The organism is Glycomyces sp. NRRL B-16210, assembly GCF_000719515.1.
Taxonomy (GTDB): Bacteria; Actinomycetota; Actinomycetes; order Mycobacteriales; family Micromonosporaceae; genus Glycomyces.
Window position 1 is genome coordinate 17,224 of the sequence record NZ_JOGR01000013.1, and the last position, 16,983, is coordinate 34,206.

Here is a 16,983-nt window from a genome sequence, read left to right on the forward strand (position 1 = left end):
GGCACCGGGCGCTCCCGCTCGGCGCGGCGCGCGGGGCTCGTTGCGGGGCAGGGGAACCTGCGTCGCGATCGTCCGGCGGCGGCGCGCGTGGCGCGACCCGTATGGGACAGGACGGCTTCGGGGTTGCTGTAGCTTCGCATGAAACCCTCCGGGGCTGAAATAAACTCGTAAGTCGAGGATAAGTGGTGGTGACGGCGTGGTGCAAGCGAGAACCCCGGTTCCAGAGGAAGGCGTGCCCGGCAAGGTCGGCCGGGCCGAGGCGGCCCGCTGGAGCGGTGCGCTCGACCTGCTGAAACTCGTGCGCTCGCGGCCCGGCGTGACCCGTGCCGAGGCGGCCCGCGCGCTGCGGGTCGGCAGCGGCACCGCCACCGAGATCAGCTCCCGACTGCGCGCGCTCGACCTGATCGCCGAGCGCCCGGCGCCGCCCTCGGGCCGGGGGCGGCCCACCACCAGTCTGCACGCGCACCCCGACGGTCCGCTCGCGGCCGTGGTCGACATCCAGCAGTCCGGGTGGACCGCCGCGGTCTGCGATCTCGAAGGGGCCCTGCACGACACGGTCACCGGGCGCCATTCCTCGAAGCGGCCGGACCGGGTGCTTTCGGACGTGCGCGCCGCGGTCGAGGGCCTCGCCGAACGCCACGGCGGCCGCGTCCGGGCGGTGTCGATCTCGACGGCGGGCACGGTGCGCCACCACCGGATCGTGCAGGCGAGCGTTTTGAACTGGCGCGATGTGGAGGTCGAGCCGCTGCTGCCGGGGGTGGTGCAGGCGCTCGGCAACGACGCGACGCTCGCGGGGCTCGCCGAGGCGCGGATGTCGCATCCGGGCAAGAGCGTGCTGTTCCTGACGATCGAGGTCGGCATCGGCGGGATCCTCGTCGACGGCGACCGCGCGATCGCGGGGGCGACCGGCGCGGGCGGGGAGTTCGGGCACGGGCCGTTCGGCGACCCGGCGGTGGCGTGCCCGTGCGGGGCGATGGGCTGCTGGGACGTGGCGGTGGACGGGCGCGCGGTGGCGCGGCTGCGCGGGGAGGGCGAGCCGGACGATCCGCGGTCGTACCTCATCGAGGCGCTCGTGGACCCCGGGGCGCGCGAGGCGGTCGCCGAATGCGCGGCGGTGCTCGGTCGCGGGACGGCCGGGATGGTGAACGTGCTCGACCCGGAGGTGGTCTGCTTCGGCGGGCTCGCGCCGGAGCTGCGGCGCGCGGGATCGGAGGCGTTCGAGGCGGCGTACGCGGCGGGGCTGATGGGGTTTCGCCGCGAGGACCCGCCGCCGCTGGTGCCCTCGCAGCTCGGGCGCGACGCGCCGCTGCTGGGAGCGGCCGAGGCCGCGTTCGACGCGATCCTCACCGAACACGGCATCGCAGCCTGGACGGAAGAACGCTTCGCGTAAGCGAGCGGGGTGCACGGGGGAGTGGCGGCCTCGGCGCCCCTGCGGTCGGGCGTGTCGTGGCGCGGGTCCCCCCGTTTCAAGAGTGGCGCGGGGGTACGACAATTCGTGGGCGTTGGGCGCGGTTAGACCTTGACCGATTCCTTCTGGGCTCTTGCCGGGTCGTAGACCGGGACCCATTTCGCCAGCCAGCCCACTCCCAGCCATGTGATGACCCCCAGCGCGATCGCCGCCACCCCCAGCGGGAACACCAGCGACACCAGGCTGATGAGGCCCGGGCCCGTCACGCTTCCCAGGTCCGAGCACAGCCGCCAGCCCCCCAGGAACTGCCGCCTCCCCGCGTCCGGGGCCACATCCGACCCCAGCGTCAGCACGATCCCCGACGAGATCCCGTTGCCCAGCCCCATGAAGCACGCCACCAGCCCCACCGTCACCGCCGTGCTCGACAGCGGCAGCAGCAGGAACCCCGCGCCCATCACGAACATCGCCGGCAGCGCCACCCACATCCGCCCGAAGCGGTCCATGATCGCCCCGCCCGGGTAGAACAGCAGCATGTCCACCCCCGCGGCCAGACCGAAGATGATGCTCGTCGTCGTCGCGTCCAAGCCTTGCAGCGCCGCCCACAGCGGGATGATCGCCTGCCGCGAGGCCCGGGCGATCATGATGACGAAGACCCCCGTGCCCAGCGTCGCGAGCACCCGCCGGTGATCGGCCAGGACCCGCCACATGTTGCGCCGCTCCACCACCGGCGCCTGCGCCGACGTCCTCGACTGCGGCAGGTCCGGCAGCGCCAGGCTCAGCAGCCCGCCCGCCAGACTCGTCGCCGCCGCGAACGCGTACGTCGCGCCGAAGGAGTTGTGCTCGATGAGGAACGCGCCGATGAACGGCCCGATGAACGACCCGATCCGGAACGTCCCGCCCAGCGTCGACAGGGCCCTGGCCCTGTACAGCAGCGCGACCGCCTCCGACAGGTACGCGTGGCGCGCCAGCCCGAACACGGCCGAGGACAGGCCGACGGTGAACACCGCCGCCGCCAGCACCCACAGCGAACCGGTCTGCGAGGCGACGATCATCGCCGCCGCCTCCAGCACGCACGCCGCCAGCAGCACCCGCTTCTCGCCGAAGCGCTGCGCGAGCGCCCCGGCCGGCAGGTCCCCGCACAGCTGGCCGAAGCCGATGAGGCCCACGATGATCGCGGCCTGGGTCACCGAGGCGCCGAGGTCGAGGGCCGAGAGCGCGATGAGCGGGACCACCGCGCCCATGCCGATCGAGATCAGCACGGTGGGGCCGTAGACCGGGAGGGCCAGCCTGCGCAGTTTGATCGATGGAGCAGGGTCGGACACGAGGGCGAACGTACCAAGGACTGGTGACGACCGCTCACATCGCGGGACCCTCTTGTGACGCATTCGGGGCCGGAGCGCCTCGCGCGCCCCGGCCCCGAACCCTCGATCTAACGCGCCGTGCAGGTCACCGCCGGCGTCGTCGCGGAGCCGCTGCCGATGAAGCCCCACGCGTTCTGCGTGGCGCCCCCGGCGATGGCGCCGTTCCATCCGACGTCCGAGGCGGTCACATTGGCGCCCGAACTCGTGACGTCCACATTCCACGAGCTGGAGATCTGCTGGCCGCTCGGCCACGACCACGTGAGCGTCCAACCGCTGATCGACGAGCTTCCGGCCGTGATGAGCACGTTGCCCTGCCAGCCCGAGCCCCAGTCGCTGGCGACCTCGATCACCGCGGTGCAGCCGTCGCCGGTCGGCGGGGGAGTCGTCTCCTCGTCGGGAGGCGTCGTCTCCTCGTCCGGCGGGGTGGTCTCATCATCCGGCGGAGTCGTCTCATCATCCGGAGGCGTGGTCTCGCCCGGACCGTCGGCGAGCGTCGGCGTCGTCCAGCTGCGCCACTGCGCCAGGTTCCCGGTCTTGCTCGAGTGCATGTTGATCACGCCGGGCCCGTTGCCGTTGTCGTGCAGGAACGCCTGGATGCTCTGCGTCAGCGGCGCCTGCCACTCCGAGCGGGTCGCGCAGTGCGTCCCGTCCGACACGTTCGAGTGGTACGAGATGTTGTCCTCGACCCCGAGCGCCTTGTAGACCTCGGCCCCGCCGAGGGCCGCCACGGCGCCCGACTGCGCGCCGAGCCATTCGACGTGCGGGTTCTCCATGATGAACAGGCCGCGCGGGGCGACCATCCCGACGATCTCGTGGGTGTCGACCGGCAGCCCGCCCGGGTTGCCGGTGTAGGAGCCGAACGCGTCGCCCAGCCACGGCTGCTCGCCGTAGGCGCTGTCGAGCGGCTGCGAGCCGCCCTCTTGCGCGATCGACCGGAGCGCCGGCGCGCCGCCGGTGCCCGACTCGATCGGCATCGTCAGGTCCACGCGCTGGTCGAACGCCCCGGCCACGAACGCGCCCTTGCCGTACCTGGAGCACCCGGTGACGCCGGTGTAGTTGTTGAGGATGCTCCCGTCGGACTGCTCGATGACGTCGATGATGCGGCTGACGCCCCAGGCCTGCGCCATGAGGATGCCGGTGCTGCTCGACCCGCCGTAGAGGCTGTAGAAGGCGCCCTGCTTGTTATTGCGCGAGGTGCCCTCGGCCCCGACCGCGTTCGGGTCGTAGCTGATGACGGCGGTCCCGGTGGACAGGATCGTGTTGGTGTCGGCGCCGAAGCCGCCGTAGACGATCACGGCCGGGAACGGGCCCGAGCCGCTCGGCAGCTGGACCGAGGCCGAGAAGCTGGCGCTGGCGCCGCCGTCGGAGACGTTCACGGTGATGCTCGAGGAGCTCACCGTGCCCGAGACGCTGGAGGGCGCCCCGGGCTTCTCGCCGTAGATCGTGCGCTCGGCGAGCGCCTTGATCTCGGCCCGGCGGCACTCCCACTGGTCCTTGGTGGTGACCTGCGAGCCGTCGATGGTGGTGAACGGGTCGGGGAGCTGCGAGTTCGAAGGCCAGCTCCCGGGAACGGTCACGTTGCAGTCCGCCCCGTCGAACTCGGAGAAGGCGCCGAAGCCGGCGGCCGACGCGTTGTAGATCTTCGGTGCGAGCGCCATCGCGGCGGCGACGGCGATCGACGCGAGGAGGACGAGCGCGAAGCGGAGTCGGCGGTGCGTACGGGCCCGTCCCGGGGGTCCGTCCGCGACCGCGGAGAGTTGGGATCCGATCGATGATGTCATGGCAGATTCCTTGTCTGACCAGAGAGGACAGTCCATCATCGACGGTGTGGGGCGGCATGACTCGGAAGCCCGAGAGGGCCGGCGTCAACGGAGGGACCACTCAAGGCGAAACTTCCAACGAAACTTCCGTGAGGGTACTCATAGGGTACATAGATTGATATCGATACGCAATGAAACTTGGCAACCGCATCCCAACGCGTCCGCCGACCTCACGCCCCCCGCGCCGGCCCCACACTCGTCGTCCGCGACCCTCGACCGCGCCCGCCGACCTCCAGACCCGCGTCGACACCGAGTGCCTGCCGCCGCCCGAGCGGTACCGGGGGTACCGGCGGTTCCGACACGACAAGCCCCGCGCCGAACACCGGGCCGAACCCGCCCGCGCCCCCGAAAGCCACCGACCCTGCGCACCAAAGCAACGCGATCCACCTGAATGCCGCGAACCGGCGGGTAGCATCGGATCGCGTGCGGGCGACGCACGGATCGGAGTGACGCCATGGCTTTCGACAATCCGGTGCCGATCGGCACCGGCGCCACCGGGACGCGCGAGGAGACCGACGCGATCGGCGCGATCGACGTCCCCGCCGAGCACTACTGGGGCGCCCAGACCCAACGCTCCCTCCACCACTTCGACATCGGCGAAGACCGCATGCCCGCGGCCCTGTGCCGCGCCTACGGCCTCGTCAAGAAGGCCGCAGCCCTCGTCAACGGCGAAGCCGGCCGCCTCGAACCGCGCCTGGCCGCCGCGATCGCCGCCGCCGCCGACGAAGTCGCTTCAGGCGACCTCGACGCCGAGTTCCCCCTCCGCGTCTGGCAGTCCGGCTCCGGCACCCAGACCAACATGAACGTCAATGAGGTCATCGCCAACCGCGCCAGCCAGCTCCTCGGCGGCGGCCTCGGCACCGACCGCCTCGTCCACCCCAACGACCACGTCAACCTCGGACAGTCCACCAACGACGGCTTCCCCACCGCCATGCACCTCGCCACGATCCTCGCCGTCCGCGACCGCACCCTCCCGCGGCTCGACGCCCTCGCCGACGCCGTCCACGCCAAAGCCGTTCGATGGGCCGAGGTCGTCAAGATCGGCCGCACCCACCTCCAGGACGCCACGCCGCTCACCGTCGGCCAGGAATGGTCCGGCTGGGAATCCCAGCTCCGCGCCGCCGGCGCCCGCCTCGACACCGCCCTCGCCGCCGTCAGCGAACTCGCCGCCGGCGGCACCGCCGTCGGCACCGGCATCAACGCCCCCGAAGGCTTCGGCGAGGCCCTCGCCGCCCGCCTCGCCGACCTCACCGGCCAGCCGCTCACCACCGCGCCCAACAAGTTCGCCGCCATCGCCTCCCTCGACGGCATGGTCGCCGTCAGCGCCGGCCTGCGCGGCGCCGCCGTCGCCCTCATGAAGGTCGCCAACGACATGCGCTGGCTCGCCTCGGGACCGCGCGCCGGCCTCCACGAACTGCGCCTCCCCGAGAACGAACCGGGCTCCTCGATCATGCCCGGCAAGGTCAACCCCACCCAGCAGGAGGCCGCCGTCATGGTCTGCCTCCAGGTCATCGGCGAGGACGCCATCGTCGCCGCCGCCGGCTCCCAAGGCACCTTCGAACTCAACACCATGCGCCCCATCGTCATCGACAACGTGCTCCACTCCGCCCGCATCCTCGGCGACGCCGCCGAGTCCCTGCGCGTCCACAGCGTCGAAGGCACCGAACTCGACCACGAGCGCATCGCCGCCCACGTCGACCGCTCGCTCATGCTCGTGACCGCCCTCAGCCCCCACGTCGGCTACGACCGCGCCGCCGCGATCGCCCACCGCGCCGACCACGAAGGCACCACCCTCCGCGAAGCCGCCCTCGCCCTCGGCGTCGACCCGGACGACTTCGACCGGATCGTCGACCCCGCGACCATGGTCGGCGACCCGCGCCGCGACCTCGGCCTCCCGGGGTAGCGTGAGCCCATGATCGCGATCGACCTCACCGACAAGACCGCGCTCGTCACCGGCTCCACCCAGGGAATCGGCGCGGCCATCGCCCGGACCCTCGCCTCCGCCGGAGCCGCGGTCGCCATCAACGGCCGCAGCGAGGACAAGGTCGCCGCCGTCGTCGACCAGTTCAACGCCGAGACCGGAGGCGACCGGTTCTTCCCCGCCGCCGCCGACCTCGCCACCGAAGACGGCGAGGCCGCCCTCGCCGAGCACCTGCCCCACGTCGACATCCTCGTCAACAACCTCGGCATCTTCGGCGCCGTGCCCGCCATGGCCATCACCGACGACCAGTGGCGCCGCTACTGGGAGGTCAACGTCCTCGCCGCCGTGCGCCTCATCCGCCGCCACCTCACCGGCATGATCGGCCGCGGCTGGGGCCGCGTCCTCAACATCGCCAGCGACTCCGCCGTGGTCATCCCCGAAGAGATGATCCACTACGGCACCAGCAAGACCGCGCTCCTGGCCGTCTCCCGCGGCTTCGCCAAGCACGCCGCCGGCACCGGCGTCACCGTCAACTCCGTCATCGCCGGACCCACCCGCACCGACGGCGTCGAGGAATTCGTCTACCAGCTCGTCGACCGCGACCTGCCCTGGGACGAGGCGCAGCGCCGCTTCATGCGCGAGCACCGCCCCCAGTCCCTCCTGCACCGCCTCATCGAGCCCGAGGAGATCGCCAACCTCGTCGCCTACCTCAGCTCGCCCCTCGCCTCGGCCACGACCGGCGCCGCCGTCCGCGTCGACGGCGGCTACATCGACTCGATCATCCCCTGACCCGCAAGGAGCACCACATGGCGGAGGTCGGCTGGCTGCGCCGGAGCCGCGACGCGAAGCACGTGATCATCACCGCCCCCGACGGCCCCGCGCCCGGCACCGAAGCCGCCGTCGCCCAACTCGAAGGCGTCCTCGCCGGCTTCAGCGGCGCCAAACCCGCCTGGTACCGCCCGCTCGAACGCCTCGGCCGCTGGTGGTACGCCATCGTCGCCGCACTCTCCGCCGCGGCCTTCGTCGCCCTCGCCCCCGACGACGCCGGCACCGCCCGCAACCTCGCCTACGGCCTCCTCTTCAGCCCCATCGCCACCCTCGCCGTCGGCGGCCTCCTCTCAGCGGCCGCCCACCTCCAAGTCCACCTCTCCAACGGCGGCGACCGCGACCAGGCCATCAAAGCCGTCGCCGACCGCGCCCGCCCCGCCGGCAGCGTCGCCGACCGCGTCGAAGCCATCCTCGCCAAGGACCCGCCGCTCGAAGCCCAGGTCCACGCCCTCGCCTGGAAGGCCGCCGGCATCGGCGAACCCAACCGCAAGGCCGCCAACCGCGAACTCGACGAACTCTGGCGCCTCGCCGACCCCGCCGCCGCCGAAGCACGCGACGCCAAGATCCGCCAGATCGAAGAGCAGATAGCCCGCGACCGCCGCGAAGGCACCGCCTGACACACCGCGCGCCGATCCCCAAGGCCCCCGCACCGGCCGGTGCTATGGTCGCCCGCGACACCCCGCCGCCTCCGAGAGGACGCCCAGTGATCGCCAACCCGGTCTTCCGCTACCGCATGCTCACCCTCGCCGAAGGCTGGTCCTTCGTCCTCCTCCTCGTCTTCGGCTCCCTCCTCAGCCGCGTCTCCGACATCGACCTGGTCATGCCCCTCGGCTCCCTCCACGGCGCGCTCTTCACCCTCCTCGTCCTCGCCACCCTCCTCATCCGCCGCCGCCTCGGCTGGGGACTCGCCACCACGCTCCTCGCGCTGGCCGCCGCCGTGGTCCCGCTGGCGCCGTTCCTGTTCCACCGCTACAAGCGCGACGAACTGCTCGCGGCCGAACGCGCCGCCCAGCCCGCCGCCGCCTGACACCGAAGGAGCCGACGTGTCCCACGAGGACGCCTACTTCGTCCGACTCGACGAGCACCGCTACCGCCCCACGCCGCTGACCGGCGGCGCGTGGTCGGTCACCGAGCAGCACATCAGCCCCATGAACGGCCTGGTCGTGCACGCGGTCGAACGCTTCGCCGCCGCCCGCGGCGGCGACGGCCTCGCCGTCAGCCGCATCAGCGTCGACATCCTCGGCGTGCTCGACCTCGACCCGTTCGACATCGCCGTCGAGGTCGTGCGGCCCGGGCGCACCATCGAACTGCTCGAAGCGGTCGTCACCTCCGGCGGGCGGCCCGCCGTGCGCGCCCGCGTCTGGCGCACCACCGCCCAGGACACCGCCGCAGTCGCCGGAGGCCAGGACGAGCCCCTCCCCGGACCCGACGGCCTCAAACCCTGGTCGATGACCGACACCTGGCCCGGCGCGTACGTCGCCTCGCTCGACGTCCGCCGCATCGGCACGCCCGAACCGGGCCGCGCCCGCGCCTGGGGCTCGACCGCCGCCGCCCTCGTCGCCGGCGAGCCCGTCAGCGACCTCGCGCGCCTCATCGGCCTGGTCGACACCGCCAACGGCCTCGCCGTGCGCCGCCCGCCCGAGGAATGGCTGTTTCCCAACGTGGACTTGACGATCCACCTGTTCCGCACCCCCAGCGGCCCCTGGCTCGGACTCGACACCTCCGTCGTCTTCGGCCCCGGCGGGCTCGGCGTCACCTCCTCCGCCCTCCACGACGCCGACGGCCACTTCGGCCACGCCCATCAGGCCCTCACCCTTCGCCCCAGAAAGGACTGACCGCGCCGATCGCCCTCGTGCACGTTCAGGCAGCGGCTCGCGGCGGCCGTCGAACGGCGAGGCACTCAGGGCATCGGCGAGGAACGCCACGAACTCGGCGGCGGTGCGCTCGCCATGCTCTTCGCGGTCGGTCACCCCGCTCGCGACCGGGATCGCAGTGGCGGCCGATCGAGCAGCGTCCGGCCCGAGAAAAGTCAGCTGTCTTCATCCGGCACCGCTCCGGCGCTTCGCGTCAACGCTCGCCAAGGAAGGCGAGCACCTCTTCCAGTGTGGGGATCGACGGGACGGCGCCCTTGCACCGCACACTGATCGCGGCGGCGGCCACCGCGAAACCGGTGGCGTCCACAAGCGATTCGAGCGAATCGTCGGCGCCTCGGACGAGGGCGGCGGCGAAAGCCCCGACGAAGGTGTCGCCCGCGCCGGTGGTGTCGACGGCGTCCACATGGAAGCCGGGGATCTTCGCCGGTTCCTCCCCGGGAACGCCGACGACCGCGCCTTCGCCGCCGAGCGTGATGACGGCAGCGCAGCCGTGCCCGGTGAGCACGGCGAGCAGTGACCGCTCGTCGGTGCCGACGGGAAGGCCCGCGAGGTCGGCCGCCTCGCGTTCGTTCACCACGAGGACGTCCACGCCGCCGAGGAGGTCGGGCGGGAGCGGCCCGCTGGGGGCGGCGTTGAGGACGACCCTGGTAGTCGACGCGCCGGTCGCACGCACGGCTTCGGCGACCGTCGCGAGCGGCGTCTCCAGTTGCAGCACCAGGACATCGGCGGCGGCGATGGCGGCGGTCTCCGCGTCGGTGAGCGAGGTGAGGCGTCCGTTGGCGCCGGAGTCCACGACGATGGAGTTCTCCGCGTGCCGGTCCACGAAGACGATGGCCGTGCCGGTCGGGGCGTCCACGCGACGGTCGAGGAGCCCTATCCCGGCGGCGCGGGCTTCGGCGGCGAGGCGGTCGCCGTTGCCGTCGCGACCGAGGGCGACGATGAAGCGCACGTCGGCTCCGGCGCGGGCGGCCGCGATCGCCTGGTTGTTGCCCTTGCCGCCGGGGAAGGCGGTGAAGCCGCGGGCGAGGACCGTCTCGCCGGGTGCGGGGAGGCGCTCGACCTCGTAGACGAGGTCGAGGTTGGCGCTGCCGAGCACGAGCACGCTCATGGACCCATCGTTACAGGTCCCGGTCGGCGTCCTGCTTCCGGTGCAGCGTCCAGTAGGCCGTCAAGTGCACGTCCGAGCGCGGCAGGCCCCAGTCCTCGACGGCCCTGCGGCGCAGCCGCGCCATCACGTCCCGCTCGGCCCCGCCCCAGACCTTCGTGCCCGCCTCGGGCCTCGCGTCCCCGGTCACCGAGCGCCACAAGGCCTCTCCGGGCCGGTCCCCACGCCGGTGCGCCCACCGCACCGACGTGCGCGGCCCGACCGGCAGCTCCTGCTCCTCCTCGGGTCCTTCGACCTCGATGTGCACCCGCGCCGGCGCCGCGTCCGCCAGCTCATCGAGGATGCACACGATCGCCGGCACGGCCGTCTCGTCGCCGACCAGCAGGAACGCCGCCGCCTCCGGGTCCACCGCGTACGCGGGCGTGGGCCCGAACCAGATCAGCTCGTCGCCCGGCTCCGCCGCGGCCGCCCAGCCCGAGGCCAGGTGATCGCCCTCGTGCAGCACGAAGTCGAGGTCCACTTCGCACACTTCGGGCCGCGCCTCGCGGATCGTGTAGCGGCGCATCGCCGGTTTCGCGTGCGGGTAGATCCGGCGCGCCTCCTCGGTCGTGAACGGCCGCGGCAGGACCACCCCGTCCTCGTAGAAGTAGACGGCGATGTGCTGGTCGGTGCCGTTGCCGCGGAACTGCGACAGCTCCGGGCTCGTGACGGTGATGCGGCGGACCCGCGGGGTCACCCGCCGGATCCTGCGGACGGTGGTCACCCAGAGCCTGCCGGGGCGCCTGTTCTCGGCGGTCGTGCTCATCTCCTGCTTTCACGGTGCGGGGGACGCGCCAGCGACCCGCCGAATTTTGTAGGTTAGCCTAAGCTAATTTTCCCGTAGGCCAACCCGAGGAGCCATCGTGTCATCGTCACCCGTCGCCGCCAACCGCCGGTCCTTCCTGTTCGGCGCGGCCGGCACCGCCTCCCTGCTCGGCCTCTCAGCCTGCGGCGTCAACGCCGAGAGCGAAGGCGGCGACGACGTCGAGACCCGCAAGATCGAGACCGACAACGGCACGGTCGCGGTCCCGGTCGACCCGCAGCGCGTGATCGCCGTCGAGAACTGGACCGCCTACATGCTCGTGGACCTCGGCGTCGTCCCCATCGGCATCGCCGACGGCACCCTCAACGAGGCCGTCGTCCCGCCGGACGTCTACGAGCAGCTCAAGGGCGCCATCACGATCGGCGCGATGGGGGAGCCGAACGCGCAGGCCATCGGCGTGCTGGAGCCCGACCTGATCATCGACCAGTTCTACACCGAGCAGTCCGCGCCGCTGAGCACCATCGCCCCGGTCGTCTTCTACCACTGGCTCGGGGACATCCCCTGGGACGAGCAGATCGACCGGATCGCCGACGCCGTCAACCGCCCCGACGCGCTCAGCCAGGCCAAAGAGGACTACGCGCAGCGGATCGAGGCCATCAAGGCCGCCTATGCCGAGCAGCTCGAGTCCAAGGTCTGGGGCATCGTCAGCGGCGGCCCCAACGGCACCTACTACCTCGGCTCCCCGCTCGCCACCGTGCTCCGCAGCCTCGGGGCCACCCTCATCTCGGCCCTGCCCGAGGACGAGGTCGGCTTCCTGGAGAAGTCCTATGAGGAACTCGACCTCCTGGAGGAGTGCGACGTGATCGTGCACCCGGTCATGTTCGACGGCTCCTACCCCGCCCCGACGCAGGAACTGCTCGACAACGCCGTCTGGAAGGGCCTCGGCGTCGTCGCCTCCGGGAACGCCCACCCGTTCGCGCACTACAGCGTCGGCACCTACCGCTGGGCCAACGGCGCCCTGGACGAGATCGAGGCGATCCTCAAGGGCCTCTAGCCTTCTCGAGGGCGCCGCGAGCGGCGCCCTCAACCGTTCCGCCACCGGCGCGTCAGCAGCGCCACCAGGTACAGCCCGCCCAGCACCGAGCACACCGCGCCGACCGGCACGCCCAGGTGCACCGACTCCGGATTCGCGATCGCCAGCGCCGGGAACGCCTCGCCCCACCGCACCAGCACCGGGAACAATTGCCCTGAGACCAGGTGCGCGGCCGCCAGCAGCACCGCCCCGGTCAAGGCCGAGCCCATCACGCCCATGCCCGGGGTCCGCGCCAGGCGCGCGGCGATCTGCGGCGCCGCCAACGCGATGAACGGGACCGGTCCGATCGCCGCGACGGTCGCCCCGCACAGCGCGACGCCGAGCACCGCGAGCGCGAGCCTCGTCCGGTCAGGCCTGACGCCCAGTCCGGTCGCCATCGCGTCGCCGAGTTCGAGCATCCGCAGCCGTCGTCCGAGCGCGACCGCCGCCGGCAGCAGGACCGCCGCGGCCGGTGCGAGGATCGCGACCTCGTCCCAGCCCTTGCCGTTGAGCGATCCGATGAGCCACAGGTGCGCGTCCTGCGCGGTGCGCAGGTCCGAGCGCGTGAGCAGGTACGAGTTGACCGAGCCGAGCATCGCGGTGACGCCGAGTCCGACCATGATGAGCCGCAGCGTGTCGCTGCCGCCCTTATAGGACAGCAGGTACACCGCGCACGCGGTGGCGAGCCCGCCGCCGATCGCGCCGGGGGCCACCAGCGCGGTCCCGCCGGTGAAGGCGATCGTCAGGACCGCCCCCGTGGCGGCCCCGGAGGTGAACCCGATGATCTCGGGGCTGGCGAGCGGGTTGCGCGCGAGGCTCTGGAAGATCGCGCCGCTGGCGCCCATGGCCGCCCCGCCCAGGAGCGCGAGGACCGCCTGCGGGAGCCGTTCGCGGTTGACGAAGTGGACGGCGAGGCGGTCGCCGGTGCCGTAGAACAGCGCGTCCACGACGCCCGCGAACGAGATCGGGTACGCCCCGACCAGCAGCAGTGCGACCACCGCTGCGAGCGCCGCCGCGGTGCACGCGAGTCCGTAGTACACCCCGCGTCGGCGGATGCGGAACGACACCGCTCCGGACACCCGCACCGTCCACGTGCCCTGCGCCGTGGGCGTCTTCGTCCCGCTCATCGGGCCGAGAGCTTTCCTCGGCGCACCATCGCGATGAACACCGGCGCTCCCAGCAGCGCGGTCACCGCGCCCACTTCGAGTTCGCCGTCCGGCAGCACGACTCTGCCGAGGATGTCGGCCGACAGCAGCAGGCACGGCGAGACGAGCATCGCGAACGGCATGATCCACCGCTGGTCGGGGCCGGTGAAGGAGCGCACGGCCAGCGGCACCACGAGTCCCACGAAGCCGATCGGTCCGGCCGCGGCGGTCGCCGAGCCGCACAGCAGCGTCACCGCGAGGATGCCGAGCGCCCTGGTGCGGATGAGCCGCACGCCCAGTGACCTGGCGGTGTCGTCGCCGAGCGCGACGGCGTTGAGGGCCCTGCCGAGCGCCAAGGCGATCGCGGTCCCCACCGCCGCGAACGGCAGCATCCCGGTCAGCACCTGCGGTGCGTGTCCGGCGAGGGATCCGACGGTCCAGAACCGCAGGTGGTCGAAGGTGGCCGCGTCGAGTCCGGACACGCCGGCGATGAAGCCGGTGAGGCACGCGCCGATCGCGGCCCCGGCGAGGACCAGTCGCACGGGCGAGGCGCGTCCGGCCCCGGTCTGTCCGATGAGGTACACCAGTGTCGCCGCGGCGAACGCGCCGAGCAGCGCGAACCAGATGTACCCGGTGTAGGAGGCGACGCCGAGGACGCCGACGGCGAGGACCACGGCCGCCGAGGCCCCGGCGCTGACGCCGAGGATGCCCGGGTCGGCGAGCGGGTTCCCGGTGAGCGCCTGCATGAGCGATCCGGCGAGGCCGAGCGCGACGCCGACCATGAGGCCGAGGAGGGTGCGCGGCAGGCGCAGTTCGCGGATGACGTCGGCGGCGTAGGAGCCGTCGTGGTGCCACAGCACGTCCCAGACCTGCGCGGGCGGATAGAACTTGGCGCCGACACCGATGCTGAGCAGCACGAGGAGTCCGAGGAGCGCGGCGGTGGCCGCCAGGGCGGCGGCGTAGCGGGGCCGGGTCCGCACTGCCGGTGCGGCGTCGACTGACACGGGGGGTTCCGATCTGCCTGGCGAGTAGGTTAGGCAAACCTAAAACACGGCCTGCTCACCGCGGCTTCGGGCCCGCCGCGCGAGACTGCGGCCACCTCGACCCGCGCGCCCGCGTGCGGGCCCCTTTCGCCATGTCGATTATTTAGGGTAGCCTAACCACACTTAGCAATGGCTAATGTCGTCGAGTTGACGGGGAGGACGCGATGCGTCCAACTGCGGCTGAAGTCGCCCGTACGCTGGCTCGCGGTCGCCTGGAGGGGACTGTGAAGTTCGCCGACGGCACCGCGTTGACCGCGATCAAGCACGCCACCGACCGCAGTGGACGCCCGCTCCTGCTGTCGCGGCGCGGCGACGGGCTCGCCGAGGCCCTGCTGGCGCGCACCGGCGCCGAGGCCCCGCGCGTCTGGCTCAGCGTCGACGACGTGCCGCCGTTCCCCGGCGCGCCGAAGCTCGGCCACGTGCGCCTCTCGGGCGTGCTCCGCCGGGTGCCCTCCCGCGCGGTGCGCTCGGCCGTCCTCGAGTTCGCGCAGTCGAACCCGGTGCCCGACCTGTTCGACGTCGGCGCCGACGTCACGCTGCATCTGCTGGAGGTGCAGCGCGTCTCGGTCGACAAGTCCGGCGTGACCGAGCTGATCGACCCGGTCTCCTACGCCGCGGCCGAACCCGACCCGCTCCACGAATGCGAGCGGGACCTGCTCGAAGACCTCGCCGACCACCACGGCGCGCAGATCGACCGCCTCGTCAAGCGCCTGCTGAAGCATCACGACATCGCCTGTCCCGCGCCGCCTCGGGCGGTGCGCCTCGACCGGTACGGCTTCGTCGTCGACCTTGGCGCGCCCGCGGAGGCGCCCAAGCGCGACCGGTGGATGCGACTGGAGTTCATGCGCGGGGTCCGCAGCCAGCACGACCTCGCGCACCTGCTGCACCCGATCCTCTTCCACGACCACGGCTCGTGCTGCCACGACTGATACCGCGGGGGATCTGCGACCGAAATGGAGCGGGCGACGAGAATCGAACTCGCGTCGTCGGTTTGGAAGACCGGAGCTTTACCATTAAGCTACGCCCGCACTGGTTCCCCGGAAGGGAACGGAGAAGAGTCTAGCGTGGGGCCTTCGCCCGGTGCAATCAGGTCGCTACCAGGGCCTTTCGGAGTCCGTCCGCACCGGTGAACGTGTGCGAGCGCCATCCCCGCGCCTCCGCCTTGGCCGTGTTCTGCGGATTGTCGTCGATCAGCAGCAGTGCCTCCGGGGCCGCGTCGATCGCCGCTTCGAGGGCCCGTTCCACCGCCGCGAACGCCGCGTCCTCGGGCTTGCGGGCCTTCAGGCGGCGCGCGAAAAACCGGTGCCGAAACCACCGGGCCGCCTCAGGGAACCGCACGTCGAAGTACTCGGCGAACAGCGGGCCGTTGTTCGAGAAGACCGCCAGCGGCAGCCCCGTGTCCTCCAGCGCCTTCAGCACCGCCGCGTCGAGCCCGAACGCCGAGGTCCACAACCGGCTGAGCTCGTCGGCGTCCCCGTCGAAGCCGGTCCTCGCCGCGACCTCGCCGCGGATCTCCTCGACGGTGAACTCGCCCGCCTCGCAACGGGTCTCGAAACCCGAACCGAACAGCCTCCGGTCCAACTCCTCCGCCGCGAGCCCCGTGCGCCTCGCCAGCAGCTCCAGCCGCCTGCCGGGGTCGAAGGCGAACAGGACCGATCCGATGTCGACTACCAGGACGCGAACAGCATCGCTCATAGGGCCGCCTGTAACAGTTGAGGGATGCGACCCCCGCAGTCTACGTGGCTCAGATCACTTGCCCGGAAGGACGCTGGCGAGACCGCCTTTGAGGTGCGCCAGGAACTGCGGGTCCTCGTAGGCGCTCGCGTCGTGCCCCAGCGCGGTGTAGAAGCACCGCCCCGCCTCCAGCCGCCGGTGCCACGCCAGCGGGTGCGGGCTGCCCATCGCCAGCTCGCCCGCCTCGTACGTGCTCTCGTCGGCCTCCAGCAGCACCGCCGCGTCCTTGGGCTGCTCGTCGAAGCTGTACCACTCGTCGGTCCACGCCCACCGCTTCGGCAGGTGCGCGGTCGAGGCGTGCTCCTCGTCCACGACGCTGACCTCACCGGGGACGCATCCGGGCGGGTGCCCGATGAACCGGGCCCCGACCAGCTCCCGGAAGAACGGCCAGGACGGCTCGGCCGTCGAGGCGCCGTGGATCCCGCACCACCCGCCCCCGCCGGTCACGAAGTCGGCCAGCGCGGCGCGCTCCAGCTCGCCCAGGACGTCACCGGAGGGCGAGACCCACACGACGGCGGCGAAGCGGGCGAGGTCGACCGGGTTGAAGACGTCCGGGTCCTCGGTGTGCTCGGTCTCATGGCCCAGTTCGGCGGCGATCGCGGTGACGGCCGCGACCCCGGCGGGGATCGAGTCGTGCCGGAAGCCGGTCGTCCTGGTGAAGACGAGGATGGCGGGAGAAACCACGGTGTCTGCTCCTGTTCGGGGGTGCGGCGCTGCGTGTCGGCGGCGAGCCGGTCGGGGCGCCTCCGGAGAACGATTGCACGGCGTATTCTAGGCGACTTCGGCGCCCTGCGGCGGCCACGGCCCCAATCGGTTCCGCGCACCGCGCCCCCGTTCCAGGCCCGTCCGAGCCCGTCCCTTTCCGTGCGG

At 72.1% G+C, this 16,983-nt stretch carries 16 protein-coding genes and 1 tRNA gene; 8 read left to right on the forward strand and 9 right to left on the reverse strand.

The genetic code is table 11. The features are described from left to right. The first annotated feature begins 196 nt into the window (after nt 1-196). On the forward strand, nt 197-1,390 hold the full coding sequence (locus IF12_RS0118675; protein WP_197034793.1) for an ROK family protein: 1,194 nt from the start codon (nt 197-199) through the stop codon (nt 1,388-1,390). A 122-nt stretch (nt 1,391-1,512) separates the two neighbouring features. Here the strand turns inward: IF12_RS0118675 and IF12_RS0118680 are convergent, their stop codons facing one another. Continuing rightward, nucleotides 1,513-2,730, reverse strand: coding sequence for an MFS transporter (locus IF12_RS0118680; RefSeq protein WP_030161109.1), 1,218 nt, complete (start codon nt 2,728-2,730; stop codon nt 1,513-1,515). A 107-nt stretch (nt 2,731-2,837) separates the two neighbouring features. Continuing rightward, nucleotides 2,838-4,550: a cellulose binding domain-containing protein gene (locus tag IF12_RS23325; RefSeq protein ID WP_051704594.1), complete on the reverse strand. Its 1,713-nt coding sequence runs from the start codon at nt 4,548-4,550 to the stop codon at nt 2,838-2,840. A 493-nt stretch (nt 4,551-5,043) separates the two neighbouring features. Here IF12_RS23325 and IF12_RS0118690 point away from each other — a divergent pair, with 493 nt between their 5' ends. The 5 genes from IF12_RS0118690 to IF12_RS0118710 all read left to right on the forward strand — a co-directional run bounded on the left by IF12_RS0118690 (nt 5,044) and on the right by IF12_RS0118710 (nt 9,173). Then, nucleotides 5,044-6,492: a lyase family protein gene (locus tag IF12_RS0118690; protein WP_030161112.1), complete on the forward strand. Its 1,449-nt coding sequence runs from the start codon at nt 5,044-5,046 to the stop codon at nt 6,490-6,492. Nucleotides 6,493-6,504: 12 nt separating this feature from the next. Further along, the gene (locus tag IF12_RS0118695) at nt 6,505-7,299 is read left to right on the forward strand and encodes an SDR family oxidoreductase (RefSeq protein WP_030161114.1); all 795 of its coding nucleotides are present in this window, start codon (nt 6,505-6,507) and stop codon (nt 7,297-7,299) included. 17 nt (nt 7,300-7,316) lie between these two features. Next, nucleotides 7,317-7,955, forward strand: coding sequence for a hypothetical protein (locus IF12_RS0118700; protein WP_030161116.1), 639 nt, complete (start codon nt 7,317-7,319; stop codon nt 7,953-7,955). Nucleotides 7,956-8,041: 86 nt separating this feature from the next. Beyond that, a complete protein-coding gene (locus tag IF12_RS0118705; RefSeq protein WP_030161118.1) occupies nt 8,042-8,365 on the forward strand; it encodes a DUF3817 domain-containing protein in 324 nt (107 codons plus the stop codon). A gap of 16 nt (nt 8,366-8,381) precedes the next feature. After that, on the forward strand, nt 8,382-9,173 hold the full coding sequence (locus tag IF12_RS0118710; protein WP_030161120.1) for a thioesterase family protein: 792 nt from the start codon (nt 8,382-8,384) through the stop codon (nt 9,171-9,173). 232 nt (nt 9,174-9,405) lie between these two features. Here IF12_RS0118710 and IF12_RS0118715 read toward each other — a convergent pair whose 3' ends face one another. Together IF12_RS0118715 and IF12_RS0118720 are read right to left on the reverse strand one after the other, a co-directional pair. Then, nucleotides 9,406-10,320 (reverse strand): ribokinase, encoded by a 915-nt coding sequence (locus tag IF12_RS0118715; RefSeq protein WP_030161122.1) that lies wholly within the window; start codon nt 10,318-10,320, stop codon nt 9,406-9,408. A 10-nt stretch (nt 10,321-10,330) separates the two neighbouring features. Next, nucleotides 10,331-11,122, reverse strand: coding sequence for a siderophore-interacting protein (locus tag IF12_RS0118720; RefSeq protein WP_030161124.1), 792 nt, complete (start codon nt 11,120-11,122; stop codon nt 10,331-10,333). Between the two features lie 97 nt (nt 11,123-11,219). Between IF12_RS0118720 and IF12_RS0118725 the strand changes: the two genes are divergently transcribed. Next, a complete protein-coding gene (locus tag IF12_RS0118725) occupies nt 11,220-12,173 on the forward strand; it encodes an ABC transporter substrate-binding protein (protein ID WP_197034794.1) in 954 nt (317 codons plus the stop codon). A 29-nt stretch (nt 12,174-12,202) separates the two neighbouring features. Here IF12_RS0118725 and IF12_RS0118730 read toward each other — a convergent pair whose 3' ends face one another. Together IF12_RS0118730 and IF12_RS0118735 are read right to left on the reverse strand one after the other, a co-directional pair. After that, nucleotides 12,203-13,318, reverse strand: coding sequence for an iron chelate uptake ABC transporter family permease subunit (locus IF12_RS0118730; protein ID WP_030161128.1), 1,116 nt, complete (start codon nt 13,316-13,318; stop codon nt 12,203-12,205). Then, a complete protein-coding gene (locus IF12_RS0118735; protein WP_035749611.1) occupies nt 13,315-14,340 on the reverse strand; it encodes an iron ABC transporter permease in 1,026 nt (341 codons plus the stop codon). Before IF12_RS0118735 ends, IF12_RS0118730 begins: the two co-directional genes overlap by 4 nt. A 263-nt stretch (nt 14,341-14,603) precedes the next feature. Here IF12_RS0118735 and IF12_RS0118740 point away from each other — a divergent pair, with 263 nt between their 5' ends. Next, complete coding sequence (locus IF12_RS0118740) at nt 14,604-15,308, forward strand: hypothetical protein (RefSeq protein ID WP_051704595.1); 705 nt, start codon at nt 14,604-14,606, stop codon at nt 15,306-15,308. Nucleotides 15,309-15,333: 25 nt separating this feature from the next. On the opposite strand, the gene IF12_RS0118745 is transcribed toward IF12_RS0118740, so the two are convergent. The 3 genes from IF12_RS0118745 to IF12_RS0118755 all read right to left on the reverse strand — a co-directional run bounded on the left by IF12_RS0118745 (nt 15,334) and on the right by IF12_RS0118755 (nt 16,797). Beyond that, nucleotides 15,334-15,407: transfer RNA gene (locus IF12_RS0118745), tRNA-Gly, on the reverse strand. A gap of 58 nt (nt 15,408-15,465) precedes the next feature. Then, on the reverse strand, nt 15,466-16,074 hold the full coding sequence (locus IF12_RS0118750) for a hypothetical protein (protein ID WP_051704596.1): 609 nt from the start codon (nt 16,072-16,074) through the stop codon (nt 15,466-15,468). A 54-nt stretch (nt 16,075-16,128) separates the two neighbouring features. Then, complete coding sequence (locus tag IF12_RS0118755) at nt 16,129-16,797, reverse strand: ThuA domain-containing protein (protein ID WP_030161140.1); 669 nt, start codon at nt 16,795-16,797, stop codon at nt 16,129-16,131. Between the last annotated feature and the right edge of the window lie 186 nt (nt 16,798-16,983).